The sequence below is a fragment of the Arthrobacter sp. ISL-28 genome (assembly GCF_018613875.1).
GTDB lineage: Bacteria > Actinomycetota > Actinomycetes > Actinomycetales > Micrococcaceae > Arthrobacter.
Window position 1 is genome coordinate 232,993 of the sequence record NZ_JAGGPJ010000027.1, and the last position, 23,550, is coordinate 256,542.

Annotated in this window: 22 protein-coding genes and 1 tRNA gene; 16 read left to right on the top strand and 7 right to left on the bottom strand. The window is 64.7% G+C overall.

Going from position 1 to position 23,550, the window contains the following annotated elements; translation table 11 throughout:
* Positions 1 to 47: 47 nt before the first annotated feature.
* Positions 48 to 1,016, top strand: a complete 969-nt coding sequence (locus tag J7E80_RS17935) for a helix-turn-helix domain-containing protein (RefSeq protein ID WP_215053574.1) — start codon at positions 48 to 50, stop codon at positions 1,014 to 1,016.
* Positions 1,017 to 1,193: 177 nt separating this feature from the next.
* Here the strand turns inward: J7E80_RS17935 and J7E80_RS17940 are convergent, their stop codons facing one another.
* The 6 genes from J7E80_RS17940 to J7E80_RS17965 all read right to left on the bottom strand — a co-directional run bounded on the left by J7E80_RS17940 (position 1,194) and on the right by J7E80_RS17965 (position 5,864).
* Positions 1,194 to 1,511: a protealysin inhibitor emfourin gene (locus J7E80_RS17940; RefSeq protein ID WP_215053575.1), complete on the bottom strand. Its 318-nt coding sequence runs from the start codon at positions 1,509 to 1,511 to the stop codon at positions 1,194 to 1,196.
* Positions 1,512 to 1,573: 62 nt separating this feature from the next.
* Positions 1,574 to 2,617 (bottom strand): M4 family metallopeptidase, encoded by a 1,044-nt coding sequence (locus J7E80_RS17945; RefSeq protein WP_215053576.1) that lies wholly within the window; start codon positions 2,615 to 2,617, stop codon positions 1,574 to 1,576.
* Between the two features lie 95 nt (positions 2,618 to 2,712).
* Positions 2,713 to 2,785, bottom strand: a tRNA-Arg gene (locus J7E80_RS17950).
* A 137-nt stretch (positions 2,786 to 2,922) separates the two neighbouring features.
* A complete protein-coding gene (locus J7E80_RS17955) occupies positions 2,923 to 4,482 on the bottom strand; it encodes an FAD-dependent oxidoreductase (protein ID WP_215053577.1) in 1,560 nt (519 codons plus the stop codon).
* Positions 4,479 to 5,351 (bottom strand): FAD:protein FMN transferase, encoded by an 873-nt coding sequence (locus J7E80_RS17960; protein ID WP_215053578.1) that lies wholly within the window; start codon positions 5,349 to 5,351, stop codon positions 4,479 to 4,481. The genes J7E80_RS17955 and J7E80_RS17960 overlap by 4 nt, the downstream gene beginning before the upstream one ends.
* A 48-nt stretch (positions 5,352 to 5,399) precedes the next feature.
* Positions 5,400 to 5,864, bottom strand: coding sequence for a hypothetical protein (locus tag J7E80_RS17965; RefSeq protein ID WP_215053579.1), 465 nt, complete (start codon positions 5,862 to 5,864; stop codon positions 5,400 to 5,402).
* Positions 5,865 to 6,028: 164 nt separating this feature from the next.
* Here J7E80_RS17965 and argS point away from each other — a divergent pair, with 164 nt between their 5' ends.
* From argS to J7E80_RS18015, 10 genes are all read left to right on the top strand, one after another.
* Positions 6,029 to 7,678, top strand: coding sequence for an arginine--tRNA ligase (argS, locus tag J7E80_RS17970; protein ID WP_215053580.1), 1,650 nt, complete (start codon positions 6,029 to 6,031; stop codon positions 7,676 to 7,678).
* A gap of 5 nt (positions 7,679 to 7,683) precedes the next feature.
* A complete protein-coding gene (gene lysA / locus J7E80_RS17975) occupies positions 7,684 to 9,186 on the top strand; it encodes a diaminopimelate decarboxylase (protein ID WP_215053581.1) in 1,503 nt (500 codons plus the stop codon).
* Positions 9,187 to 10,503, top strand: coding sequence for a homoserine dehydrogenase (locus J7E80_RS17980; protein WP_215053582.1), 1,317 nt, complete (start codon positions 9,187 to 9,189; stop codon positions 10,501 to 10,503).
* Positions 10,504 to 11,610 (top strand): threonine synthase, encoded by a 1,107-nt coding sequence (gene thrC, locus J7E80_RS17985; protein ID WP_215053583.1) that lies wholly within the window; start codon positions 10,504 to 10,506, stop codon positions 11,608 to 11,610. It abuts the gene before it with no gap.
* 11 nt (positions 11,611 to 11,621) lie between these two features.
* On the top strand, positions 11,622 to 12,587 hold the full coding sequence (gene thrB / locus J7E80_RS17990; RefSeq protein ID WP_215053584.1) for a homoserine kinase: 966 nt from the start codon (positions 11,622 to 11,624) through the stop codon (positions 12,585 to 12,587).
* A 401-nt stretch (positions 12,588 to 12,988) separates the two neighbouring features.
* Positions 12,989 to 15,160 carry a transcription termination factor Rho gene (gene rho / locus J7E80_RS17995; RefSeq protein WP_215053585.1) on the top strand — a complete coding sequence of 724 codons (2,172 nt, stop codon included), beginning with the start codon at positions 12,989 to 12,991 and terminating at the stop codon, positions 15,158 to 15,160.
* Between the two features lie 259 nt (positions 15,161 to 15,419).
* Complete coding sequence (gene prfA / locus J7E80_RS18000; RefSeq protein ID WP_215053586.1) at positions 15,420 to 16,493, top strand: peptide chain release factor 1; 1,074 nt, start codon at positions 15,420 to 15,422, stop codon at positions 16,491 to 16,493.
* A 14-nt stretch (positions 16,494 to 16,507) separates the two neighbouring features.
* Positions 16,508 to 17,428, top strand: a complete 921-nt coding sequence (gene prmC / locus J7E80_RS18005; RefSeq protein ID WP_215053587.1) for a peptide chain release factor N(5)-glutamine methyltransferase — start codon at positions 16,508 to 16,510, stop codon at positions 17,426 to 17,428.
* Between the two features lie 12 nt (positions 17,429 to 17,440).
* Positions 17,441 to 18,241 (top strand): L-threonylcarbamoyladenylate synthase, encoded by an 801-nt coding sequence (locus J7E80_RS18010; RefSeq protein ID WP_215053588.1) that lies wholly within the window; start codon positions 17,441 to 17,443, stop codon positions 18,239 to 18,241.
* The gene (locus J7E80_RS18015) at positions 18,238 to 19,023 is read left to right on the top strand and encodes a WecB/TagA/CpsF family glycosyltransferase (protein ID WP_215053589.1); all 786 of its coding nucleotides are present in this window, start codon (positions 18,238 to 18,240) and stop codon (positions 19,021 to 19,023) included. Before J7E80_RS18010 ends, J7E80_RS18015 begins: the two co-directional genes overlap by 4 nt.
* Positions 19,024 to 19,036: 13 nt before the next feature.
* On the opposite strand, the gene J7E80_RS18020 is transcribed toward J7E80_RS18015, so the two are convergent.
* Positions 19,037 to 19,933, bottom strand: coding sequence for a glycosyltransferase (locus tag J7E80_RS18020; protein WP_215053590.1), 897 nt, complete (start codon positions 19,931 to 19,933; stop codon positions 19,037 to 19,039).
* A gap of 417 nt (positions 19,934 to 20,350) precedes the next feature.
* On the opposite strand from J7E80_RS18020, the gene J7E80_RS18025 reads away from it, so the two are divergent.
* The 5 genes from J7E80_RS18025 (at position 20,351) to atpE (ending at position 23,540) form a co-directional block, all read left to right on the top strand.
* A complete protein-coding gene (locus J7E80_RS18025; RefSeq protein WP_215053591.1) occupies positions 20,351 to 21,463 on the top strand; it encodes an MraY family glycosyltransferase in 1,113 nt (370 codons plus the stop codon).
* A 97-nt stretch (positions 21,464 to 21,560) separates the two neighbouring features.
* Positions 21,561 to 22,043, top strand: a complete 483-nt coding sequence (locus tag J7E80_RS18030) for a hypothetical protein (RefSeq protein ID WP_215053592.1) — start codon at positions 21,561 to 21,563, stop codon at positions 22,041 to 22,043.
* Positions 22,036 to 22,374 carry a hypothetical protein gene (locus J7E80_RS18035; protein WP_215053593.1) on the top strand — a complete coding sequence of 113 codons (339 nt, stop codon included), beginning with the start codon at positions 22,036 to 22,038 and terminating at the stop codon, positions 22,372 to 22,374. The genes J7E80_RS18030 and J7E80_RS18035 overlap by 8 nt, the downstream gene beginning before the upstream one ends.
* 81 nt (positions 22,375 to 22,455) lie before the next feature.
* Entirely contained in the window at positions 22,456 to 23,256 is an 801-nt protein-coding gene (gene atpB, locus J7E80_RS18040) for a F0F1 ATP synthase subunit A (RefSeq protein WP_215053594.1), read from the top strand.
* An 80-nt stretch (positions 23,257 to 23,336) separates the two neighbouring features.
* Positions 23,337 to 23,540, top strand: coding sequence for an ATP synthase F0 subunit C (gene atpE / locus J7E80_RS18045; protein WP_009356484.1), 204 nt, complete (start codon positions 23,337 to 23,339; stop codon positions 23,538 to 23,540).
* Positions 23,541 to 23,550: the final 10 nt, after the last annotated feature.

Here is a 23,550-nt window from a genome sequence, read left to right on the forward strand (position 1 = left end):
AGTGGCAGAAACGACTATAAAAGACAAATTTCTGCCATACTGGTTTCATGCTCAAGTCAGTGGCAGTCATCGTGGTTCCCAACTTCTCGATCTTCGAGTTCAGCACCGCCTTTGAGGTGTTCGGCATCGACCGTTCGGACCGGGGCACCGGCGTCCCGAAATTCGATTTCCGGGTCTGCGCGCCCGAGCCGGGGGACATTCCCCTCAAGTCTGGTCTGACCATGCACGTAAGCCTCGGTCTCGAAGCCGCGGCGGACGCGGACCTTGTGATCATGACGCCCTACGGGCGGGACGAAGACGTTCCCGAGGAAGTGCTGGAGACCCTTCGGGCTGCGCATGCGCGGGGTGCCTGGGTCATGTCCATCTGCTCCGGCGCCTTTGCGCTGGCCCGGGCGGGGCTGCTGGATGGACGGCGCTGCACCACGCACTGGCATTATTCCGGCGAGTTGGCCGCAAAGTTTCCCAAGGTCCAAGTGGACGAAAATGTTCTCTATGTCCAGGACGGCCAGATTATTTCCAGTGCCGGAACCGCAGCGGGCATAGACGCCTGCCTGCATCTGGTCCGCGTGGAGCTCGGCGCCGCGGTGGCGGCAGCCATAGCCCGGGACATGGTGGTTCCGCCACACCGCGACGGCGGCCAGGCCCAGTTCATTGACCGCCCCATGCCAGAATGCGGATCGCAGCCGATGGAGGAACTGCTGCGATGGATGGTGGAGAACCTGGACGAGGAACACCCGGTCCACGAACTTGCGGCCAGGGTGCACATGTCCCCGCGAACCTTCGCCCGCAGGTTCAGGGCGGAGACGGGTGCCACGCCTGCGGCATGGCTGAATTCCCAGCGGGTGCTGCGGGCCCAGGAACTGCTTGAATCGACGGAGCTGAACATCGATGAAGTGGCACGGCTGTCAGGCTTCGGCCACCCCGTGCTGCTGCGGCACCACTTTGCGAGGGTGCTGGACACCAGCCCGCAGTCCTACCGTAGGGCGTTCCGCGGACAGCTGACGCCGGCCGGCTAGGACAGTCTCATCGTTGGCACCGCAAGCTCATCGTGGGCACCGCAAGGGCCGGCTGCACTCGTGGCCGTCGTGCGGGGGGACTATGTGGCGGGTTCCTTCTCGTGGTGTGCCCGGTCGATGGCATGGATGGAAACGACTGCCCGGGGCTGGCCTCTGCGAGCCTCCTAAACCTGGTTCCTAGGACCGGGTGCCTTTGCGGTGCGTCTGGTTGTGAGGTGTCTGTTCGGCCGCTGCTCTGGCCGTATCCACGAGAACCCGCCACGGCCCGGTGACGGCCCTTTCGGGAAGAGTGGCGCGGTGTTCGCCAGCCCGGATGGAATACATGAACCGGTCAGGCTGTCCCTCGGCTACTTGCCGGGTGTCGGGCACTGCATCCCACGGGCAGGCCTCGACGATAGGCTGCCAGCGGCTCTTGTCGCTGGACGTTGTGGCTTGAACTGTCCAGGTGCGGGTCAACGCAGCAATCCCGCCGCTGCGCTCGACGGTGATTTTCATGGCGGAGTCCTGGTTGTCCGAGGCGGCCGGACGCGCGGACGCGCCGCACACCCGGCGTTGGGTTAGAGCTTTACCTTCACAGTTTCCCACGCCCGGCGCACGGCGTCATGCTCTGCGGACTCCGCACCGAACAGTTCCCTCGCCGACGCAGCCGTGGCCCTGGCGAAGACGCTGAACGTGGCGGTCGGTGGCAGGGATCCTTCCGTCAATGTCTCGTACCAGATCTGCCCCGGCGCCTCCCAGGCGTTGCCGCCCAGGGTTTGCGCCACGAGGAAGAACGCCCGGTTCGGGATGCCCGAATTAATATGGACGCCGCCGTTGTCCGCACTGGTGCGGACGTATGAGTCCATCGAGTCCGGCTGCGGGTCCTTGCCCAGGATGTCGTCGTCATACGCCGTTCCGGGGGCCTTCAGGGAACGAAGGGCCGATCCCTCAACCTGCGGGGTGAAGAGACCTTCGCCGATGAGCCAGCTGGCGTCCGCAGCAGACTGTTTCCGGAAGTACTGCTCCACCAGGGCGCCAAACACATCGGAGAACGATTCGTTGATGGCACCGGCCTGGTTCCGATAGGCGAGTCCCGCCGACAACTGCGTGACACCGTGGGCCAGCTCGTGCCCGATCACGCTGAGCGAACGGGTGAACCGGTCAAAGATTTCGCCGTCGCCGTCCCCAAACACCATTTGCTGGCCGTCCCAGAAGGCGTTGTCATAGAGCTTGCCAAAATGAACCGTGGCATTGAGCGGCATTCCCAGGCCATCGATGGAATTCCGGCCGAAGACCTCGGCGTAGAGAGTATGGGTGTGGCCCAGGCCGTCATAGGCTTCATCGGCGGCCGGATCACCGATGGCCGCCTCGCCTTCCTTCCTGACAAGCTGCCCGGGAAGTGACTCACTCGAATTGGCGTCGAAGACGGACCTGTTAGGCGCAGCGGGCTGAGCCTGCCTCACGCCCGGGGGAGTCGCTGGCGCGAGAGCCGTCCTGGCAGCCTGCACGGTCTTCACATGCAGCAGCGCCTCTTTAGCCGCTCTCGCCGCCGCGTTGAACCGCGGGGAATCCTGGGCGGCGAGGCGCCGGAGCATGTAGGGCGGAATGATGGAACAGATCATGCAAATGAGCCTACGAGCGGCCACCGACAATTTGCGGAGGCGCACTGGGGGTGCAGAAAACCCCGCTACTTATAGGAAGTAACGGGGTTCTTCTGTGCCCTCGATAGGATTCGAACCTACGGCCTTCTGCTCCGGAGGCAGACGCTCTATCCCCTGAGCTACGAGGGCAGTCAGGGTTCCTGCCGTTACCGGCGGGACGTCCTAGAGCTTATCAGGAAGATGGGGCCGAATGGAAAACCGGCACCCTGCCAGCAGCCCGAGCCGCTCATTTCACATGAGTACCGCATTTCACTTGAGCCCCGCCCTCAGTACCCTGCGAACGAGTCCACGTGGATCCGCCGGGCACCAGCCTGCCGGGCGGCGCGCCGCAGCGAGCCCACGCTGGCCGGGGAACCCGAGATGAAAACCCTCCGTCGGGCAATGTCGGGAACCAGCCGCTTCAGGGACGGGCCGTCCAGCCGGGCACCCCGGGCCAGATGGGTGCCGGCATCTTCGATGAAGTCCGGCGGAGCCGAACCGTCGGCAAGCCGGGCTATGATGCGGGCCCCGGACTTTTCCAACTCCGCGGCATAGGCGAGTTCGGTGGCGTTCCTGGCCAGGTAGAGAAGGACGGTGTCCCGGTCGCTGGTCAAGCCGCTGGACAGCAGTGCCAGGTACGGCGTAATGCCGATGCCGGCCGCAATCAGCAGGACAGGACCGTTGGAGCGGCGCGGCAGGACAAAATCGCCGGCCACGGTGGTGGCCGTGAGCTCCTCACCGGGCTCAAGCGCCAATAGCTTCCTCTTGGCGGCGGAGGCTGGTTCGGCGGTCCCCACGCCGATCTTGACTTCCGGCGCATCGGGCGGGCTGGTCAGACTGAACACCCGCCGGCGGCCCTTTCCGTCGGCTTCGGCATGAGGAAGATCCAGCTCCAGGTACTGGCCGGGCTCATGGCGGAGGGGACGGCGTGGCCGGAAGACGAATTCGGTCGTCGTCGGCGTGAGCGTGCGGGAGTGGCTGAACAGCAGCCGCACGCTGCCCCGCTGGCCGGCCAGGAAGGCCAGCAGGTTCCCGATCAGCAGCGCCAGCTCCGGCGAATTTGCCACGAGGCCGAAGTTGAAGGGAGTTGCAAAAAGGAATCCGACGACGGCGGCCAGCGCCAGCTGCTGCCAGCGCCGGGGAGGCAAAGTCAGCGGTTCGGTGAGCATGAACCCGACGAAGAAAAGCACCGGGCTCTGTGCCAGCGGCTGCCACACCGCCGCGCCCGCGTCCATGCCGGATTGCAGCAGCCCGGCCGCCACAACGGTCGTGGCCACCGCGATGAATACCGCGGCCATGGGCATCTTCCGGATCCGGTAAAGCACCAGAAGGACCCCGGGAACGATCAGCCAAAGCATGGCCGGCGTGCCTGCCCACCACGTGGCGATATTCAGCCCGGTCAGGCCCGTGATGAAGGCACCCGCGGCCGCCGGATTGAAGATGTGGCGTCCGCGCCAGGCGAGGGCATATTTCGAGGCCGAGGCGAGGACGCAGGCGAGAGCCACGCCTGCCACGTCGGCGGGCGCAAACGACGGACCGAACTCGGTGGGCCAGAACAGGAAATACAGCAGAAGTCCCGTGATCAGCGACGATTCGGAATGCGGCCGGACGCGGAACAGCGCAGCGAGGATACGGTTGGAGCCGTACGTCAGCCCGAGGCACAGAGCAAGATGGGCGAGCATGTGGGGAACACCGAACGTCAGCCAGCCAAGGACATCGAGGACCAGGCTGTAGACGGTCAGCACGGCAAGGACCAGCAGCACCAGCCGGTACATGGTGAAACGGCCCAGGAAGGCATCGAGCGCGGTGACGGGCGAGGTTCGCTGCCGGGAGGTTGTCGAACTCATGTGAACAGCGCCCCTTCGAATTCCGCGGAGTACTCCGCGCTGCCGTTGGAAAAAACCTTAAGCCAGGAAAAACGGAATTGCCGCTCAAGTACCTGCGCGGGGACAAGGAACAGCGCGGTGGCAAGGGCGTCAGCCTCCATGGCGGTTCCGGCCATGGCCCACGCGGCCACGACTGTTCTGACCGGTGTGCCCGTGGTGCCGTCCAGCACGTGATGGAGCCCGTCGCCCCACGCTCGCCGGTTGGATGCCGAGGCACAAAGCGCCCCTGGACCGAGGGAAACCGCACCGATCGCCTTGCTGGCGTCATAGGGATGCTCGAGGCCGACCGTTACCGGTTGTTCCCCGTTGTTCAGGAGGTCGCCGCTTGCGTCGATGAAGAAGTCAGTGATGCCGTGGTCCCTCAGCATGTCCGCCAGGAGGTCCACGAGCCGGCCCTTTCCGGCAGCCCCAATATCCAGCACCAAGGGAGCGTGGGCCGTGAGAGATGTCCCGCACCATTCCAGGACATCGTCCCAGGCCGGCGGCGGGGCGGCGGCTCCCCTCGGGCGAAGGGAGTAGCCGGGATCATAGCCCAGCTGCTCCAGGCTTTCGCCGATGAGCGGTGTCATGGCACCATCGCTGAGCGTGTAGAGAACGCGGTAGAGGGCGGCGAGGCCAGCGGATTCCGCGGGCAGGTCAAATTGCCCCGGCTGGGCGGCTATCCGGGTGACCAGCGAATTGCCGCGGAAGCGGGACCATATGGAGTCGTAGCGCTCCACCTCAGCGAGCACACGGCTGCGCAGTCCTGGGTCCAGCGGTTCCGGCGTGGAAATTTCCCAGTTGGTTCCTATGCCGTCAAACCCGAAGTTCTGCCAGCCAGGATGCGGCATGGGCTCTCCTTCCGCTGCGGTTCCTGTCTGAGTCCATGCCGCCGCCGCTTACCGTGCTTGCGTCTTGATCGCTTCGACGGCCTGGTTGAAGCCCCCGCTGGTCAGTGAGGAGCCCGCAATCTTGGAGACTTTGATTTCGTCGAGGCTCTTGCCGACCACCTGCTCGGCGATCCCGCCGGCGAACTCCCCCTGGAACTTGCGCGTGTTCGGGTTGGACGGGTGCTGGGTGATGTCAACAGCCGACACTTTGCCGCTGGCCAGTGTCAGCTGCACGCCCACGGTCTCCGTGCCGTTCGGCGACTTGTAGGTTCCGTCTGCAGTGTAGGTGCCGTCCTTGTAGCTTGCGCCGGAACCCTCCGCACCGGACGATGCAAGGGCAGACGAACCAGGTGCTGCGGTCTCCGAGGCGGCGGACGGGGTTTCCTGGGCGGAGGGCGCACAGCCGGCTACAGTTCCGGCCAGCGACAGGCCGGCCATGCCAGCGAAAAGACTATGACGGAGCGATGGATTCACGGGTGTCTCGTTTCGTTTCGTACGGGCACTTACCGGGGCGGACGATGCTGGAAACAGGGTAAATGCTGAATCTGTGAATTTGCATAGTATTTGCTGTGGATGACGCCTCTCACACCGTAACCCGGAATTCCGCTGCAAGGCGGGCCCCCCGGTAGTCTAGGAGTGTGACTCCCGAAGAACTCTCCCTCGCCATATCCGCCTGCCTGAAGGACGCCGTCGCCGCCGGCGAGATCGCGCTTTCCGAGTCGGCGGTTCCGGACGCCGTCCTCGTCGAGCGCCCGAAGAACCGGGAGCACGGCGACTGGGCCACAAACATTGCCCTGCAGCTGGCCAAGCAGGCAGGCACCAAGCCACGGGATTTCGCCACCGTACTCAGCACCCGCCTGCAGAAGATCAGCGGAGTGGCGGCAGTGGAGATCGCCGGGCCCGGCTTCATGAACATCACCGTTGATGCAGCCGCCGCCGGTGCACTCGCCAAGGCGATCGTGGAAGCAGGCCCGGAGTACGGCACCAACTCCGCGCTCGCAGGCCACACGGTCAACATGGAGTTCGTCTCGGCCAACCCCACCGGACCGCTGCACATTGGTCACACCCGCTGGGCGGCACTCGGGGATTCCATTGCCCGCGTGCTGAGGGCGTCCGGGGCGGACGTCACGGCCGAGTACTACATCAATGACGCCGGCTCGCAAATGAACGTTTTTGCCAACTCCGTCCTGGCCCGCCTGCACGGCAGGGATGTTCCCGAGGGAGGCTACCCGGGGGAGTACATCCGCGACCTCGGCCATGAAGTGCTCACCCAGCACCCCGACATCCGCGAACTGACGGACGTGGCGGCCCTTCCCGTGATCCGGGCAGCGGCGTACCAGGCGCAGCTGAAGGACATCAAGGACACGCTGGCCGAGTTCGGCGTCTCCTTCGACGTGTTCTTCTCCGAACAGGAGCTTCACGACGCCGGCGCCATCGAAGATGCCGTGGCCCGCCTTCGCGAGCAGGGCCACGTGTTCGACGACGGCGGCGCCGTCTGGCTGCGCACCACCGACTTCGGCGACGACAAGGACCGCGTGATGATCCGGGCGAACGGTGAACCCACGTACTTCGCCGCCGACGCCGCGTACTACCTGTCCAAGAAGGACCGCGGCTACACCGAAAAGATCTACCTGCTGGGTGCCGACCACCACGGCTACATTCACCGGCTCAAGGCGATCGCGGCCGCCGCAGGCGATGACCCCGAGGTCAACATCGAGGTGCTCATCGGCCAGCTGGTCTCGGTGAACGGGGCCAAGCTGTCCAAGCGCGCCGGCAACATCATCGAGCTCAAGGACCTGATCTCGTGGCTGGGGAAGGACGCCGTGCGCTACTCGCTGGCCCGCTTCCCGGCCGACTCCCCGCTCACCTTGGACCCGGAGCTGCTCAAGAAACACAGCAACGAAAATCCGGTGTTCTACGTGCAGTATGCCCATGCCCGGTCCCGTGGCGCAGCGCGCAATGCAGTGGCGGCGGGCGTGGACCGCAGCGCCTTCGATGCTTCCCTGCTGGACCACGCGACCGAAAATGAGCTGCTGTCCTACCTCGGCAGTTACCCGTCCATCGTGGCCAAGGCCGCGGAACTGCGCGAACCCCACCGCGTGGCCCGCCACCTTGAGGTCATCGCCGGGGCCTACCACCGCTGGTACGACGCCTGCCGCATTGCGCCACTGGGCGATGAACCCGTCACCGATCTCAACCGCACCCGGCTGTGGCTCAATGACGCCACCAGCCAGGTGCTCGCCAACGGCCTGGATCTGCTGGGCGTTTCCGCGCCGGAACGGATGTGAGTGGAATGACTGCAAACGCCTCGATTAATGCACATACGCTGAACGCTGGTTCCCCCCTCGCCCCGGACTGGCTTGCTGTCCCGGCGGACCTGAACGCGCTGCAGGAGCCCCTGTGGGCTGCCGGCGTCGAGCGCAACCCCGACGGCGAACTGGCCGTTGACGGTATTCCGGTCAGCAAGCTGAAGGAACAGTTCGGCACGCCGCTGTTCGTCATGAGCGAGGCCGATTTCCGGGCCCGCGCCCGCTCCTTCAAGGACGCCTTCGAGGACGCCTTTGCCGACATCTGCGGGGGAGTGGATGTCTACTATGCAGGCAAGTCCTTCCTCTGCACTGCTGTGGCACGCTGGGCGGCTGACGAAGGCCTGCGCCTGGACACCTGCTCTGGCGGCGAACTTGCTGTCGCCGCCCGTGCGGGCATCAACGGCGCCGACCTGAGCCTGCACGGCAACAACAAGTCCGACGCCGAGATCAACCGCGCGCTGGACATGAAGCTGGGCCGGATCGTGGTGGACAGCCTGGACGAGCTGGAGCGCGTGGCCAAAATCGCCTCCGGACGGGGCGAGACGGCCAAAGTCATGCTGCGGCTCACCCCCGGCGTGCATGCCCACACCCACGAGTTCATCGCCACCGCCCATGAAGACCAGAAGTTCGGCCTGTCCATGGCCGGCGACTCGACGGACCAGGCCGGTCTCTCGGCAGCAGAGGAAGCCGTGGCCGCTGCCACGGGCTACGCCGGCATTGACCTGCTGGGCCTGCACTGCCACATCGGTTCGCAGATCTTCGAACCCGACGGGTTCGCGCTCGCCGCTGAGAAGCTGCTGGGTTTTCTGGCAGAGATGCAGCAGAAGTATTCGATTAGCCTTCCCGAACTCGACCTTGGCGGCGGATACGGAATTGCCTACACACCGGTGGACACGCCCCGGCCGCCTGCCGACATCGCGCAGGCGATGGCCGCCGTCGTCCGGTCAAAGTGCGCTGAACTGAACATTTCCGCGCCGCGGATCTCCATCGAACCGGGGCGGGCGATCGTGGGCAGCAGCACCTTCACGCTGTACGAGGTGGGCACCCTGAAAACCGTCCGCGTCGACGCTCCCGCCAACGGTGGTGCGGAATCCGCGGGTGAAGCGGGTGAAAACGTTACGCATCCGCGCCGCTATGTGTCGGTGGACGGCGGCATGAGCGACAACGCCCGTCCGGTGCTGTACGACGCGGATTATTCGGCGATTCTGGCCTCAAGGACCTCCGAAGCGGCTCCGCAGCTGTCCCGCGTAGTGGGCAAACATTGCGAGAGCGGCGACATAGTTGTTAGAGATGTATATCTGCCCGAGGACGTGGCAGCCGGTGATCTGCTCGCTGTACCGGGTACCGGCGCCTACTGCTGGGCCCTGTCAAGCAACTACAACTATCTGGCCCGGCCTGGCGTTGTCGCTGTGCGCGATGGATCTGTCCGGCTGATTGTCCGCGGGGAAACCGAAGAAGATTTGCTGAACCGCGACATGGGAGTCTGAATGACCGAATTGCGAACCCTGAAAGTAGCCCTGCTGGGCTGTGGCAACGTTGGGGCCCAGGTCGCGCGGATTCTCATTGACGACGCTGAGAACCTGGCTCCCCGGACCGGTGCCCACCTGCAGCTCGCCGGCATCGCCGTGCGCAACCTGGAAACGGAACGCGACGTTGAGCTCCCGCGCGAGCTGTTCACCACCGACGCCGAAACCCTGGTCAAGGACGCCGACCTCGTGATCGAGCTGATGGGTGGCCTCGAGCCGGCCCGCTCGCTGATCCTTGCAGCCATCCAGAACGGTGCGAGCGTGGTGACGGGCAATAAGGCGTTGCTCGCCGCGGATGGCCCCACCCTTTACGAAGAGGCAGACAAGGCCGGCGTTGAGCTGTCCTATGAAGCAGCCGTCGCGGGAGCCATTCCCATCCTTCGCCCCATCCGCGACAGCCTGTCCGGGGACCGCATCACGCGGGTCCTGGGCATTGTCAACGGCACCACCAACTTCATCCTGGATCAGATGGATACGACGGGCGCCACGTTTGCCGACGCCCTTGCCGAGGCGCAGCGCCTGGGCTACGCCGAAGCCGACCCCACCGCGGATGTCGAAGGCCTTGACGCGGCAGCCAAAGCGGCGATCCTCGCTTCCCTCTCCTTCCACACGCGCTTCGACCTGGCGCACGTGTACTGCGAAGGCATCACCCGCGTCAGTGCCGCGGACATCGCCGCAGCCAAGGACGCCGGATTCGTCATCAAGCTGCTGGCCATCGCCGAGAAGCTGACCGACGCCGACGGCGGCGAAGGAGTCTCGGTGCGGGTCCACCCCACGCTCCTTCCGCGGGAACACCCCCTGGCCGCTGTCCGCGGCGCCTTCAACGCCGTCTTCATTGAGGCCGAGAACGCCGGGGAACTGATGTTCTACGGCCAGGGCGCCGGTGGAACCCCCACGGCGTCCGCTGTGCTGGGTGACCTCGTCTCGGCGGCCCGCCGGATCGTTTTGGGCGGACCGGGCCGCATCGAATCCACCACCGGCCACGTCCCCGCGCTTCCGATCGACGCTGCGACCACCAGCTACTACATCGGCCTGGACGTCGCGGACCAGCCCGGCGTCCTGGCGAAGATCGCCCAGCTGTTCGCCGAGCACGGTGTATCCATCGAAATCATGCGCCAGACCATCCATCGCGATGCCGACTCCAATGTGGAGTCCGCTGAACTGCGGATCGTCACCCACCGCGCAAGCGAAGCTGCACTCGCAGCGACCGTCGAAGCCGTCAAGGGCCTTGACGTGATTAATTCCGTTACATCCGTACTGCGGGTAGAAGGAGCTTAAGTGGCTCACCAATGGCGCGGGGTCATCCGCGAATACGCTGATCGTTTGCCTGTCACAGAAAACACCACGGTCATCACCCTCGGTGAGGGCGGCACGCCGCTGGTCCACGCGCAGAAGCTGTCCGAGCTCACCGGCTCCGAGGTATACCTCAAAGTCGAAGGCATGAACCCCACGGGATCCTTCAAGGACCGGGGCATGACCATGGCCATGACCGCAGCCGTGGAGTCCGGAGCCAAGGCCGTTGTGTGCGCCTCCACCGGCAACACATCCGCATCGGCTGCCGCCTACGCCACCGCCGCGGGCCTGAAGTGCGCGGTGCTGGTGCCGGAAGGCAAGATCTCCATGGGCAAGCTCAGCCAGGCGATCGCCCACGGTGCCACGCTGCTGCAGGTGGACGGCAACTTCGACAACTGCCTCGACATCGCCCGCAAGCTCGGCGAGTCCTACCCGGTCTTCCTGGTGAACTCCGTCAACCCGGCCCGCATCCAGGGCCAGAAAACGGGCGCCTTCGAAATCGTGGACGCCCTCGGCGATGCGCCGGACATCCACGTCCTGCCCGTCGGCAACGCCGGCAACATCACGGCGTACTGGAAGGGCTACAAGGAGTACTCGGCGCCTTTCGACTCCGCAACGGCCGGCACCCTTCCCGCCGTCTCCACCAGGACACCCCAGATGTGGGGCTTCCAGGCCGCCGGCGCGGCACCGTTCGTGGCGGGCCACCCCATCACTGAGCCGGACACCATTGCCACGGCAATCCGGATCGGCAACCCCGCGTCATGGGACGGCGCCATCGCCGCCCGCGATGAGTCCGGCGGCTTCATCGATGCCGTGACGGACGACGAGATCCTGGCCGCGCACCGCTGGCTGTCCTCCAAGGAGGGCGTCTTCGTGGAGCCCGGCTCCGCCGCCGGCGTGGCGGGCCTGCTCAAGAAGCACACTGCCGGCGAGGTTCCTACCGGCAAGACCATCGTCATCACCGTTACCGGTCACGGACTCAAAGATCCGCAGTGGGCCCTGCGGACCCTGGACGGCAGTGACGTTCAGCCCGTCAAGGTGTCCAATGACGTGGTCACCGTCGCGGCGGAACTGGGACTGGAAGTCAAATAGCCTTGGAAACCATGCTGCCGCAAACAGCCCAGCTGCCCGCCATCCAAGGCGGGCAGCAGGTCACCGTCCGGGTGCCGGCCACGAGCGCCAACCTCGGCCCGGGCTATGACAGCCTCGGACTTGCCCTGACCCTGCACGACACCCTGACCGTGGAGAGCCTGGACAGCGGTGAATTGCTCTTCGAGCTCAGCGGTGAAGGCGCTGAATCCCTGCCCCGTGATGCCAGCCACCTGGTGGTGCGGGCCATGAACGCCGCCTTCGAGCGCCTCGGCTACCGGCACAACGGCCTGAAGATCACGGCCGAAAATGTGGCCCCGCACGGCCGCGGCCTGGGTTCCTCGGCGTCAGCCGTGGTGGCTGCAGTGACGGCGGCAAACGCCCTGCTTCCCGCGGGAGGCCAGCAGGACCGCGAGTGGATCCTGCAGCTGACCAGTGAGATGGAGGGCCACCCGGACAACGTCGCCCCAGCCATATTCGGCGGTCTGGCGCTGTCGTGGCAGGACAGTGACCGGTACAGGAGCACGTGCGCAACGGTGGATGAAGCCGTTATTCCCATCGTGGCTGTGCCGGACTACGAGCTTTCCACCGAGGCGGCGCGCGCGTTGCTGCCGGCATCGGTGGGCCACCACGCCGCGGCCATGAACTCTGGCCGGGCAGCCCTCCTGATCCACGCGCTGACGCACAAGCCGGAGTTCCTGCTTGCCGGCACCGAGGACTACCTGCACCAGAGCTACCGGGCAGAAGCCATGAGGCCCAGCGCCGCCTTGATCAAGGCACTGCGGGGAGCCGGGCACGCAGCCGTGGTTTCGGGTGCCGGGCCCACCGTCCTGGTGCTCGCAAACAGTGAGACGGATGCTGCGGCCGTGCTGCAGTTCATTGACACGTACACCGGAACAAACACGCCCGACATCAACTGGCGTGTGATGAAGCTGGCAGTGGACGTCGAAGGTGCTAAAGTGGGAGTGCACCGGCGGTAAACCCGCATTCAGTCACCGCAGTTTATGCAGTCAGACAGCGACTCTGTAGTCGGAGGCCCTGCAGCCAAGAGACCGTGCAGTCAAAGACCCTGATTATTGGCCATGTTGCCGATTCTGGTCCGGACCTGCTCAGATCTGCTGCTGCTTCGTTCTCGTAATGCGCAGTATTTTCCGGTGTCGCCTCCTTGGCCTGACCAGGATCCACAGAAACTTTTCTGTTTCCTGAACCGTCAGGCCAACGCCCCGTTTTATTCGGAGCGTTGAAGGTGATCAGTATCCGGCCCTGCCGCGAATTCCATCCGGCAAGGCCGAAATCCCGGCTGCAGATCTGAACTGCAGCCCAGATCAAATCATCGCGTCCAGCTCCCAGTCTGGACGCCGTCGAGGGGGAAGGATCCTTCGTGACCGAAACCACTGAGCTGTCGCCAGCTGTGGACACATCATCTTCTGTTTCCGGATCGTTGACGGAAGCACCCGCCAAGAGCAGTGGCCTCGCTGGCCTTAAGCTCGCCCAGCTGCAGGCTCTTGCCAGCCAGCTGGGAATTTCGGGCGGTTCCCGCATGCGCAAGGGAGACCTGGTTTCTGCTATTTCCGCGCACCGTGCGGGTACTTCGGCGAGCAAGGCTCCGGCCCGGTCTGCCGGGAAGGCCGCTGACAGCAGCGCCGCTGTTGCAGACGCCCCGGCTGCGGCCGCTCCGGCGGAAGTTACCGAAGCTCCGGCCCAGGAAGGCACCCGTGCCCGCGGCCGTGGCCGCAGCCGCCGTGCCGTGAGCGACGGAGTGGTCTCCACTCCGGTGGCGGAACCCGCCGCCGAGACCGCTGCGGTCGAAGCCCCGGCCGCTCCGGCAGCCGCAGAGACTGCCGAGCCGTCCGCCGGTGAAGGCGCCGGCGAACGCCGCCCGCCGCGCACCCGGAACCGCCGCCGCGAGGCTGTCGCTACGGCTCCGCAGGCCGAAACGGCTGAAGCTCCCGCCGAAGCCCCTGCGCCCGAAACCCGTGGTGCTGAAGCTCGTGCCGCCGAAACCCGTGGCGCTGAAGCCCGCGCTGCTGAAACCCGCGCTGCTGAAACCCGCGGTGCCGAGGCTCGCGAGCAGGGCGCCGAGACCGGCGACGCCGGCCAGCGCACCGACCGCCGTGAAGGTGGCCGCACCCGCGGAGGCCGCGACTCTGCGGAAACCGCAGGCGGCCGCGACAACCGCCGGGAGGACAGCCGCGAAAGCGACGACGCCGAGGGCGGCAGCCGCCGCAACCGCCGCAACCGCCGCGACCGCAACGACCGCAACGAGCGGTCGGACAGCCGCGACAGCCGGGACGGCAACGCCCGCAACGACCGTTTCCGCGACCGCAACGACCGCCGTCGGGGACGCAGCCAGGGACCGGACGTCGACGACGTCGAGGTGACCGATGACGACGTCCTGCTGCCCGTGGCAGGCATCCTGGATGTCCTCGAGAACTACGCCTTCATCCGTACCTCCGGCTACCTGCCGGGCCCGAACGACGTCTACGTATCCCTCGCACAGGTCAAGAAGTACAACCTGCGCAAGGGCGACGCCGTCGTGGGCGCCATCCGTGCCCCCCGCGACGGGGAGGACCGGGGCCAGCAGTCCGCCCGCCAGAAGTTCAACGCCCTGGTGCGCGTCACGTCCGTCAACGGCAAAACCTCGGACGACCTCAAGGACCGCGTCGAGTTCGCCAAGCTCGTTCCGCTGTACCCGTCCGAGCGCCTGCGCCTCGAGACGGACCCCAAGAAGATCGGCCCCCGCGTCATTGACCTGGTCGCTCCGATCGGCAAGGGCCAGCGCGGTCTGATCGTCTCGCCGCCGAAGGCCGGCAAGACCCTCATTCTGCAGTCCATCGCCAACGCCATCACCACCAACAATCCTGAGGTCCACCTCATGATGGTGCTCGTTGACGAACGTCCCGAAGAAGTCACGGACATGCAGCGCACGGTTAAGGGCGAGGTCATTGCCTCCACCTTCGACCGCCCCGCCGACGACCACACCACCGTGGCCGAACTGTCCATCGAACGCGCCAAGCGCCTCGTGGAAATGGGCATGGACGTCGTGGTGCTCCTCGACTCCATGACCCGCCTGGGCCGCGCCTACAACTTGGCAGCACCGGCTTCCGGCCGCATCTTGTCCGGTGGTGTCGACTCCGCAGCCCTGTACCCGCCGAAGCGCTTCTTTGGTGCGGCGCGCAACATCGAGAACGGCGGCTCGCTGACCATCCTGGCCACTGCACTCGTCGAGACCGGGTCCAAGATGGACGAGGTCATCTTCGAAGAGTTCAAGGGCACCGGCAACATGGAGCTCCGCCTGTCCCGCCAGCTGGCGGACAAGCGCATCTTCCCGGCCGTGGACGTCAACGCGTCCGGTACCCGTCGCGAAGAGAACCTGCTCTCGCCTGAAGAGGTCAAGATCATGTGGAAGCTGCGCCGTGTCCTGTCCGGACTTGAGACGCAGCAGAGCCTGGAGCTGCTGACCAACAAGATCCGGGAGACGCAGAGCAACGTCGAGTTCCTCATGCAGGTTCAGAAGACGACGCTTGGTGCAAAGTCGGACAACGACAAGTAGCTAGGTTTACGCCGCTCAAAATATGCCGGCCCCGCCCCTACGCCGGGTGGCTAACGATCTGCGATCGTTAGCCACCCGGCTCCGGCAGGCCCGAAGCCACTCCCTGGCCGGCATATCTTGAGCGGCTGCTGGTTTAACCGGAATTCCTGGCCTGAGCAACGCGAGGTCAGATACAGCCCATCACAGCCACGGGAATGGGCGCTAAGTGACCCCTCGTTGCAGTAACTAGACTTGTAAGAGTCGAAAGAGGTTTTGAAAAATGTTTGATTCCGTACAGGGACTGCTTGATGAGCATGATGCTATCCAGGCGCAGCTGGGGGATCCTGCTGTTTATGCTGACCAGCGGCTTGCGCGTAAGTTGGGGCGGCGGTCTGCGCAGCTGAACGGCATTGTTGAGGCCTACCACAAGTGGCACGGGATTCAGGATGACCTGGCTGCTGCCAAGGAAATGGCATCCGAGGATCCCGAATTTGCTGCCGAAGTGCCGGAGCTGGAGGCTGCCCTTGAGGAAGCAGCGGCCAAGCTGCGGCGGCTGCTCATTCCGCGCGATCCGGATGATGCCCGCAACGTGATCCTTGAGGTCAAGGGCGGCGAAGGCGGCGACGAAGCTGCCCTGTTTGCCGGCGACCTCCTGCGCATGTACACGCGGTATGCGGAGTCCCGCGGCTGGAAGACCGAGCTCATTTCCGCCACTGAATCGGACCTGGGCGGCTACAAGGACGTCCAGATGGCGGTCAAGGGCAACTCGAACGATCCTGCCGAGGGCGTCTACGCGCGGCTGAAGTTCGAGGGCGGCGTGCACCGCGTGCAGCGCGTTCCGGTGACCGAGTCGCAGGGCCGTATCCACACGTCCGCCGCCGGCGTACTGGTGCTTCCCGAGGTGGATGAGCCCGAAGAGCTCGAAATCAGCCCGAACGACCTCAAGATCGACGTCTACCGGTCCTCGGGCCCCGGCGGCCAGTCCGTCAACACCACCGACTCCGCGGTGCGCATTACCCACCTGCCGACCGGAATCGTGGTGGCCATGCAGAACGAGAAGTCACAGCTGCAGAACCGCGAAGCCGGCATGCGCGTTCTTCGTGCCCGTATCCTGGCCCACCAGCAGGAACAGATCGACGCCGAAAACTCGGCCCAGCGGAAGTCGCAGATCCGCACCATGGACCGCTCCGAGCGGATCCGGACCTACAACTACCCGGAAAACCGGATCGCGGACCACCGCACCGGCTACAAGGCGTACAACCTGGACCAAGTCATGAACGGCGACCTCGAACCGGTAATCCAGTCGGCCATCGAGATGGATGAGCAGGCACGCCTGGACGCCATCGGCGACTAGGTGAACCGCTGCACATGACGTCCGAGCACAACAACAACACGGCGCACGATTCGGCCGAAACAGTCCAGTCCCTGGCCGACGCCGTCCGCTGGGCGGCCGCGCTGCTGGGGGAGGCCGGCGTTCCCAGCCCCAGGGTCGACGCCGAACTGCTGGCGGACCACCTGCTCGGCGTCGGCCTGGGCAGGCTGCGGGCCATGATGCTCGGCGATGCGCCGGCCCCAGCGGGCTACGCGGAACTGGTGGCCGAGCGTGCCCGGCGCATTCCGCTGCAGCACATCACCGGCATCGCGCATTTCCGCTACCTTCAGCTTGCTGTGGGCCCTGGGGTCTTCATTCCCCGCCCGGAAACGGAATCGGTGGTCCAGCTCGTCATCGACCGTCTCCACGCCCTGGTCCGTGCTGGGGTGCTCCGCCCCAAAGTGGTGGATTTGGGTACCGGTTCGGGGGCCATTGCGGGTTCCGTGGCCCACGAGGTGCCCGAGGCCGAGGTCCATGCGGTGGAGTACAGCGAGTTCGCGCATGCCTGGGCGGCAAAGAACCTCCAGCCCCTCGGCGTCCGACTCATCCGCGGGGACCTGCGGGATGCATTGCAGGAACTCAACGGGACATTCGACGTCGTCGTGTCCAACCCGCCATACATCCCCGCCGAGGCTATCCCGAACGAACCCGAAGTCGCGCTGCATGACCCGCCTGAAGCACTTTACGGCGGGGGAGCAGACGGCATGGAACTTCCGACGGCGGCAGCAGCCTCCGCTGCACGGCTGCTGGTTCCGGGCGGCTACTTTGTGATGGAACACGCCGAAGTCCAGGCGGTCTGGATTTCCGCCATGCTGACCCGATCCGGGCACTGGACTGACATCACCACCCATCTGGACCTCAACGGCAAGGAACGGGCAACCAGTGCCGTCCTTGCCTTGGCACGCGCACAGCAATGAAAGAATGAGGAAGTGACCACTACCTATAACTGCATGGCCGACGATGAACGCTCCGCAGGACTGGAGCACGCACGGCGTGCCATCCTCGAGAAGAAGTGCGTGGTATTCCCCACGGACACCGTCTACGGGATTGCTGCGGACGCCTTTTCACCGCAGGCCGTCACCATGCTGTTGGTTTCCAAGGGACGCGGCAGGAACATGCCGCCTCCGGTCCTGATTCCGCGGCTCAATGCCCTGGATGGCCTGGCCACGGACGTGTTTCCCGAGGCGCGCCAGTTGGCGGAGGCCTTCTGGCCCGGGGGACTGACGCTCATACTGCATGCCCAGCCCTCCCTCGACTGGGACCTTGGGGACACCAAGGGAACTGTCGCCCTCCGCATCCCGGCCGATGAGGTAGCCCGGGAGCTGCTGACCGTGACCGGTCCGCTGGCGGTTTCGTCCGCCAACAGAACGGGACAGGCCCCGGCGCAGACCGCCTTTGAAGCGCGCTCCCAGCTCGCTGAATCGGTGGAGGTCTACCTTGAAGGCGGTTTCCGGCCCATTGAAGGAACCGAGGCCCTGCCCTCCACCATCGTGGACGCAACCTCGCTGCCGCTGAAGGTGGTCCGTGAAGGCGCCGTAAGCCTTGCACGGCTTCGTGAGGTGGTTCCCGGGGTGCTTGACATTGATGGCAACGCCGCCCCGGAGCCGGATGCCGCTGCGGAAGCTGAGGCGTCTGCGGAACCTGAGGCCTCTGCGGAATCTGAGCCCGCCGCAGAGCCTGAGGCCGTTGCAAAGCCGGACGCGGGCGAAAAAGCCCCCGGCGCCGAATGACGCTGCAGCGGCAGCCCGTCCCCGTTCTGGGTGTTGACGCCACCCCTCTGGACGTAGCCGGGCTCACTGGAGTGCTCAACAGGTTCGTGGCGGACGGAACCACGCGGACCGTCGTCGGACATAACCTCCACAGCGTGACGCTGTTCCATGCGGAACCCGAGTTCCGGTCCTTTTACGAAAACAGCGACGTCGTCCTCATCGACGGCGCGCCCGTCCTCTGGCTGTGGGGGAGGGGCAAGAAGCACTCCGGTCCCGTCATGGACTACCGGCTGGGATCGACAGACTGGATTCCGGCGCTTGGACAGGTGAGCGGGCTCAACCGGATCGCAGTCATTGGGGCAGGGCCGGCGGCCAATGCCGCAGCGGTGGAAAAGCTGCAAAGCATCGTTCCAGGGGCAACCGTCACCGGCATGCCCGGTGAGGGCTGGAACGAGGAAATCGAGGAAGCTGCGGCCGCCTGGCTCGCGAAGCAGCGGCCACAGCTGGTACTCGTGGGCCTGGGAATGCCACTGCAGGAAAAAGTGCTGCGGCGCCGCCTCGAATCGCTGCCCCCAGCTGTTTACTGTGCCGTGGGCGGCGCCATCGAGCAGATTGCGGGGATCCAGAAGCTGGCACCGCGCTGGCTCGGCCGGCTCGGCCTGGAGTGGGCGTGGCGGCTGCTGCTTCACCCCCGAAGGGTGGCCTACCGCGTTTTCGGCGAGCCGTGGGTGCTGCTGGGGCTGCTCATCCGGCGCCGCCTGCAGCACAGGGGTCCCCGGCAGCTGCAGTCCCGCGACAACTAGAACCCCTGGTCTTCTAGAACTTCTGGTCTTCGAGGGGGCCGAACCCCTTGCCGCGCAGGCCCATGGAAAATGCCCGGAACCAGTCCGCGAGGCCACGGAAGTCGCCGCGGCGCAGGAAATAGCCCAGGTAGCCGCCGACGTCGGCAGTCAAGGACTTGACGCGGAAGTAACGGCGGATCAGATAACCACGGTTGCGGTAATAGTAGTAGCGCTTGAACGCCGACTCCGGAACGATCACGTGCCACCGGGCACCAAACACGTGCTGGGTTTCGGAGAACGCGTGCGGGTGCGTAATGGCAGCCGTCGTGACCGTGCCAAAGCGGATGCCCGCTTTGCGCAGCCGGATGGTGAAGTCCACTTCGTCGCCCCGGATGAAGAGGCGCATGTCAGGCAGGCCCACCTTGAAGAAAACGTCTGAGCGGATCAGGGCACCATTGAAGAAATGCCCGTTCTGCGGAAGGAAACCCACCTTCTCCAAGGCAGCACGCTCGTGGGTCACCTTGCCGTCCAGCCGAAAGAAGAAAGAGAGCCGGTCAGGGTGCCCGGGTGCCACGACCAGGGGAACCACCGCCTCAAGATTCCGGGACTCCGCCTCCCGGATCAGCGTGGCGAGGCATTCCGCGTCCGCCGGCTCGGCGTCGTCGTCCATCATCCAGATCCAGTCCGCACCGCTGGCCACTGCCTTGAGGACCGCCAGGGAGAAACCGCCGGCACCGCCAAGGTTGGCTTCCGAGCGGATGTAGTCCACGTTGCCGTGCTGTTCCGCGACGTCCCGTGCCGGCACGGTGCCGCTGTCCACCAGGCAAATTGACGCGACTGACGCCGTCTGGCCGTTGATGGCGTCCAGGAGGACGGCGAGCTCGCGGGGGCGGTCAAACGTCACGGCAGCAACTGCGACCGACACTGACATTGCGGGTTCCTTTCAGCACTGCCGTCGGCAAGTTCCCCGCCGGCGATAGGCCGTGTGACGCGAAGCCGTGTACCCGTTGGCGTTAGTATCTTGACTAGAGTCCACTGTAATACAGCCCTGTCAGGCACTATGCACTGCCTGTCTGTGCGCATGGCGACGGAGAAGTTTCATTTATTGCACGTCAGATCCACAGCTTTTGAGCCCCCATGGTCCCCCGAACAGATTCGCCGAACTGCGCCGTCATGAAGTGCAGCGGCGTGCCTCTGCGCGCCCTCGCAGGGAACACTGTCGTCCGGAACACTGTTGCCGGGACCACCTTCGGCGGGACGACCTTCCCCCGGAACCCTGCACCAGGGAACATCGCGCCGGGGGAAACCGCGTCAGTCCACGCCGCCTCGCTGAAACGGGGAAGACGCCGTGATCATGTACCTGAGCATGATGCTGATTGCGGCCGTCGTCGCGTACGCCGCCACCTGGGGCGCGCGCCTTATTGGCAACCGGCTTGAACTGTTCGCACCGATCCGCAGCCGTGACATGCATTCGAGTCCTGTTTCGCGGCTCGGAGGGCTGGGGATCTTTGCCGGCGTACTCGTCGCCCTCGTCCTCGCAAGCCAGTCCTTCTTCGTCAAGGACATCTTCCGGGGCAATCATGCCCCCTGGGGTGTGCTGGCGGGCGCGGCGGTTATTGTGCTCGTCGGCGTGGCGGACGACCTGATCGATTTGCGCTGGTGGATCAAGCTGATCGGGCAGGGCGTCGCCGCACTGGTGGTTGCGGTGTGGGGCGTGCGCATGACCATCATTCCCTTCATTCCCGAGCCCATCACCTTTGACTCGGACCCCGTTAACGTCATCGTCACCGCACTCCTGATCGTGACCACGATGAATGCGTTCAACTTCATTGACGGTCTTGACGGGCTGGCCGCCGGTGTGGCCATCATCGGCGGGGCAGCCTTCTTCCTTACGGCTTACTGGGTGCACCGGAACGCGCCCATTCTGGACCGTTCGGATCTCGCCACGCTCCTGACGGCGGTCCTCGTCGGCAGCTGCCTGGGCTTCCTGCCGCACAACTGGTTTCCCTCGAAAATCTTCATGGGCGATTCCGGCGCCATGCTCATCGGCCTGCTCATGGCCTCGGCGGGTGTCGTGTCCACAGGCCAGATCACCTCGGGCCTTTACGACCGCGTGAACGGTATCCCCACGATCATCCCGATCCTGCTGCCCTTCGCGGTGCTCTTCCTCCCGCTGCTGGACCTTGGCCTTGCCGTGGTGCGCCGCACGGCCGTCGGCCGCTCGCCCTGGTCGGCCGACCGCGGGCACCTGCACCACAAACTCATGGACATCGGCTATTCCCACCGCACGGCGGTGATGCTGTTGTACATGTGGACCGCAGTGCTGTCGTTCGGTGGCCTCGCCTTTGCCGTCTACCAGTGGCAGATCGTTCTCGCTGTGGACCTGTTTGCGACGCTGGTCATGGGGCTGGTCACCGCGTGGCCGTATTTGAACCGGCGAAACGCGGACGCCCAGCCGTAGCAGACCGCTTTCCGGATTATTTCTATCTCGTGTAGAATTCAGGGGCAGGTCTGTCCTGCTCTGACTCCACAACCTCGCCCCGACGATTGGGACCCGCATGACCTCCGACGCCGACTCCGGACCTCCGTCCGGCAACGGATTCGTTGGCGTTTCCGGTCCCACCCGGTCCCTGTGGCTTCGCCTCCTGGGCATCAGCTCGTCAGTGGCCGGGGCGGCCCTGGTCCTTACCGGCGTTGTGAGCCTGATCTTCAATGGCTGGGCCGGATTGCTTTCGAGTACCTTCGGGGGTCTGCTGGTGATGGCTTTCTTTGCCATCAGCCTCCTGATCGGACACTTCGGGGGCAAAAACAACCCATCCGGTGCCATTGGCCTGTTCGTGGCGACGTATTTCGTAAAGGTCGTCGGGTTTGCCGTGGTCCTTTTTGCCATTGGCGCGCCAGAGTGGCTTTCCGGACGGTGGTTCCTTATCGGGGCGGTTGTCGCCGTGGTGACGTGGCAGGCCGCTGAAATCTATGGTTTCAGCAAGGCCCGGCTGCAGATTTACAACGACCCCCACTCGGAGGGCACCACGGATGTCTAAGCGAAACCACCCCGAAAATGACCCTGCCCGCGACGTCCGTAAAAGCTCCGGCGCTCCTGGTGTATCCGCTGAAAATGGTGACGGCGGTTACAACGCTGGAATCGCCGTCTTTAGCTACATTATTGGCGGAATCATCGTCTGGAGTTTGATAGGGTGGGGTCTGGATTATCTGTGGGGAACCCGCTGGATTGTGCTCGCAGGCGCTCTGCTTGGAGCTGCGGGAGGGTTCTATCTGTCCCATATGCACGGCCTCACCAGTTCGAGAAATACAACTGGCGGGAACAGTGCAGCCAGCGGCCCGTCTGAGGATGGGAACAGTAATGCCAAATAACTTTATGAGGGGGAGGGCGAGCATGATGCGCGCCGGACCCCGACCAACGCCCAACGATGGACACTGCAGAGAGGAAACGCGTTGATCGCGCTTGCGCTCCCGGCCCAAAATTCAGGAGTCTTCACGCCTCCCGGAATTGAAGAAATGCACCTGCCGGCAATCCTGCCGTGGGGTGCGGCAGACGGATTCTCCAAGCAGATGCTGCTGGTGATCCTGTCCGTCGTCATTATCGCTTCATTCTTTTTGCTAGCTGCACGGAAGCAGCAGATGGTTCCTGGCAAGCTGCAGTTCGCCGGCGAGATGGCCTATGGCTTCGTCCGCAACAGCATCGCCAAGGATATCATCGGCGGCAAAGACTTCATGAAGTACGTCCCGCTGCTGTTCAGCCTGTTCTTCTTCATCCTGGTGAACAACATCTACGGCGCCATCCCCGTCCTCCAGCTGCCCAGCTTCTCGCACGTCGGCGGAGCATACGTCCTGGCCGCCATCGTGTACATCACCTGGATCGGCATCGGCATCAAGAAGAACGGACTGAGGTACTTCAAGCTGGCCACCGTGCCGTCCGGAGTTCCGTTCTACATCCTTCCGATCGTTATCCCGATCGAGATCATCTCCAACTTCCTGGTCCGTCCGGTCACGCACAGCCTCCGTCTGTTCGCCACCATGCTGGCGGGCCACCTGATCGTAATGATCGCCGGTTCAGGAATCGAATACCTCATCATGCAGGAAAACATCCTGCTCAAGGGCACCTCTGTTCTGGTCCTTGCCGGCGCGATTGCCATGTACATGCTCGAAGCCCTGATCATGGCGCTTCAGGCCTACGTGTTCACGCTGCTGACAGCGATCTACATCGAAGGCGCCCTGCACGCGGACAGCCACTAGGCTCCCACAAAAACTTCCCCTTGGGGGGATGAAGCAAACCAAACAACCTGCCACAAAGATGGCATCTTGAAAGGAATAAAATGGAAGGCAATCTCAACCTCGTAGGTTACGGTCTGTCCGCAATCGGCGGTGGTATCGGTGTTGGTCTCGTGTTCGCCGCTTACATCAACGGTGTCGCACGTCAGCCGGAAGCACAGCGTGTGCTGCAGCCGATCGCGTTCCTCGGCCTTGCGCTGACTGAAGCCCTCGCCATCCTGGGTCTGGTCTTCGCCTTCGTTCTCTAGGCCTTCCTAG

Excerpts from the sequence above, each read along its gene's own strand:
- J7E80_RS17935 (WP_215053574.1), top strand. The coding sequence starts at position 48 with ATGCTCAAGTCAGTGGCAGTCATCGTGGTTCCCAACTTCTCGATCTTC.
- J7E80_RS17940 (WP_215053575.1), bottom strand. The coding sequence starts at position 1,511 with ATGAAAATCACCGTCGAGCGCAGCGGCGGGATTGCTGCGTTGACCCGC.
- J7E80_RS17945 (WP_215053576.1), bottom strand. The coding sequence starts at position 2,617 with ATGATCTGTTCCATCATTCCGCCCTACATGCTCCGGCGCCTCGCCGCC.
- J7E80_RS17955 (WP_215053577.1), bottom strand. The coding sequence starts at position 4,482 with ATGAGTTCGACAACCTCCCGGCAGCGAACCTCGCCCGTCACCGCGCTC.
- J7E80_RS17960 (WP_215053578.1), bottom strand. The coding sequence starts at position 5,351 with ATGCCGCATCCTGGCTGGCAGAACTTCGGGTTTGACGGCATAGGAACC.
- lysA (WP_215053581.1), top strand. The coding sequence starts at position 7,684 with ATGACTGCAAACGCCTCGATTAATGCACATACGCTGAACGCTGGTTCC.
- J7E80_RS17980 (WP_215053582.1), top strand. The coding sequence starts at position 9,187 with ATGACCGAATTGCGAACCCTGAAAGTAGCCCTGCTGGGCTGTGGCAAC.
- thrB (WP_215053584.1), top strand. The coding sequence starts at position 11,622 with ATGCTGCCGCAAACAGCCCAGCTGCCCGCCATCCAAGGCGGGCAGCAG.
- prfA (WP_215053586.1), top strand. The coding sequence starts at position 15,420 with ATGTTTGATTCCGTACAGGGACTGCTTGATGAGCATGATGCTATCCAG.
- prmC (WP_215053587.1), top strand. The coding sequence starts at position 16,508 with ATGACGTCCGAGCACAACAACAACACGGCGCACGATTCGGCCGAAACA.
- J7E80_RS18015 (WP_215053589.1), top strand. The coding sequence starts at position 18,238 with ATGACGCTGCAGCGGCAGCCCGTCCCCGTTCTGGGTGTTGACGCCACC.
- J7E80_RS18020 (WP_215053590.1), bottom strand. The coding sequence starts at position 19,933 with ATGTCAGTGTCGGTCGCAGTTGCTGCCGTGACGTTTGACCGCCCCCGC.
- J7E80_RS18030 (WP_215053592.1), top strand. The coding sequence starts at position 21,561 with ATGACCTCCGACGCCGACTCCGGACCTCCGTCCGGCAACGGATTCGTT.
- J7E80_RS18035 (WP_215053593.1), top strand. The coding sequence starts at position 22,036 with ATGTCTAAGCGAAACCACCCCGAAAATGACCCTGCCCGCGACGTCCGT.
- atpE (WP_009356484.1), top strand. The coding sequence starts at position 23,337 with ATGGAAGGCAATCTCAACCTCGTAGGTTACGGTCTGTCCGCAATCGGC.